General features: G+C 61.3%; 3 protein-coding genes and 1 pseudogene. All 4 read left to right on the forward strand.

All coding sequences use genetic code 11. The features are described from left to right. Positions 1-117, forward strand: a pseudogene (locus tag ACR2JA_RS19725) (elongation factor Tu); the annotation flags it as partial. Positions 118-136: 19 nt separating this feature from the next. Then, positions 137-451, forward strand: a complete 315-nt coding sequence (rpsJ, locus tag ACR2JA_RS19730) for a 30S ribosomal protein S10 (RefSeq protein ID WP_310567148.1) — start codon at positions 137-139, stop codon at positions 449-451. 206 nt (positions 452-657) lie between these two features. Beyond that, complete coding sequence (rplC, locus tag ACR2JA_RS19735) at positions 658-1323, forward strand: 50S ribosomal protein L3 (protein ID WP_434010761.1); 666 nt, start codon at positions 658-660, stop codon at positions 1321-1323. Beyond that, complete coding sequence (rplD, locus tag ACR2JA_RS19740; RefSeq protein WP_434010762.1) at positions 1323-1943, forward strand: 50S ribosomal protein L4; 621 nt, start codon at positions 1323-1325, stop codon at positions 1941-1943. Before rplC ends, rplD begins: the two co-directional genes overlap by 1 nt. Positions 1944-1976: the final 33 nt, after the last annotated feature.

Below are 1976 nucleotides of genomic sequence, written 5' to 3' on the forward strand. Positions count from 1 at the left end.
GTGTCGATCACCGTCAAGCTGATCGCCCCGATCGCCATGGAAGAAGGCCTGCGCTTCGCCATCCGTGAAGGCGGTCGTACCGTCGGCGCCGGCGTCGTTGCCAAGATCATCGCCTGAGCGCAAACGGAGAAAACGCATGTCTACCAAGCAAAAAATCCGTATCCGCCTGAAGGCCTTCGATTACAAGCTGATCGACACGTCCGCTGCTGAAATCGTGGAAACCGCCAAGCGCACCGGCGCCATCGTCAAGGGCCCCGTGCCCCTGCCGACCCGCATGAAGCGCTTCGACATCCTGCGTTCGCCGCACGTCAACAAGACCTCGCGCGACCAGCTGGAAATCCGCACCCACCAGCGCCTGATGGACATCGTCGACCCGACCGACAAGACGGTTGACGCCCTGATGAAGCTGGACCTGCCGGCCGGCGTGGACGTCGAGATCAAGCTGCAGTAAGTGCGCGCAGCGCAGGCCCTGTTTCGGCAGGGCTTGCACAAAAAATGCCCGCTGGTTATACTGGCGGGCTTTTCAGGCTTCGGCCTGGAATTTTTGTTGGCCGGTCCTGCTTGCGCAGGAGAGGTCGCATTTCGGTCTGGCAAATCTTCGGATGCGTCGGCCTAAACATCAGCCCCGGCCAATTGAAGTCGGGAACGGAGAAAACAATGAGTCTTAGCAACTCCCTCGGGTTGTTGGGTCGCAAGGTGGGCATGATGCGTCTGTTCACCGATGACGGGGACGCAGTGCCCGTCACGGTGGTCGACGTGTCGAACAACCGTGTGACACAAGTCAAAACCCAAGCCAACGATGGCTACGATGCGCTGCAGGTCACCTTCGGTGCCCGCCGTGCCTCCCGCGTCACCAAGGCCGTTGCCGGCCACCTGGCCAAGGCCGGTGTCGAAGCGGGTGAAATCATCCAGGAATTCCGCGTCGCTGCCGACGTCGCTGCCCAGTACCAGCCGGGCGCAACCGTGGCCGCCAACGCCATCTTTGCCGCCGGCCAGAAGGTCGACGTGCAAGGCACTTCGATCGGTAAAGGCTTTGCCGGCACGATCAAGCGCCACAACTTCAGCTCGCAGCGCGCGTCGCACGGTAACAGCCGTTCGCACAACGTGCCGGGCTCGATCTCCATGGCCCAGGATCCGGGTCGCGTGTTCCCGGGCAAGAAAATGACCGGCCACATGGGCGATCAAACCAAGACCATCCAGAACCTGGACATCTTCCGCGTGGACGAAGCCCGTCAGCTGCTGATGATCCGTGGCGCTGTGCCCGGCTCGAACGGCGGTTTCCTGACCGTGCGTCCCGCCGTCAAAGCCAAAGGAGCTAACTGATGCAAGTTGAACTCCTGAACGACCAGGGTCAGGCCGCGTCCAACGTGGACGTGCCCGAGACCGTGTTTGGTCGTGACTACAACGAAGCCCTGATCCACCAGCTCGTGGTGGCTTACCAGGCCAACGCTCGTCAAGGTACGCGTGCGCAAAAAGACCGCCAGATGGTCAAGCACTCGACCAAGAAGCCGTTCAAGCAAAAAGGCACCGGCAACGCCCGTGCTGGTATGACGTCTTCCCCGCTGTGGCGCGGGGGCGGTCGTATCTTCCCGAACAGCCCTGACGAGAACTTCACCCAGAAGCTCAACAAGAAGATGTACCGCGCCGGCATGGCCTCCATCTTCTCGCAGCTGGCCCGTGAAGGCCGCCTGGCCGTGGTCGACTCCATCAAGGTGGATTCGCCCAAGACCAAGCAACTGGCGGCGCGCTTCAAGGCCATGAACCTCGACTCCGTCCTCGTGATCGCGGACGAAGTGGACGAGAACCTGTACCTGGCCTCGCGCAACCTGTCGAACGTGCTCGTCGTCGAGCCGCGCTACGCCGATCCGCTGTCGCTGGTGCACTACAAGAAAGTGATCGTCACCAAGGGTGCCATCGACAAACTCAAGGAGATGTTCGCATGAGCAACGTCCAGTTTGACGAAGGTCGCCTGATGC

The organism is Hydrogenophaga sp. (genome assembly GCF_051007235.1).
In the GTDB taxonomy this organism is placed as follows: Bacteria; Pseudomonadota; Gammaproteobacteria; order Burkholderiales; family Burkholderiaceae_C; genus Hydrogenophaga.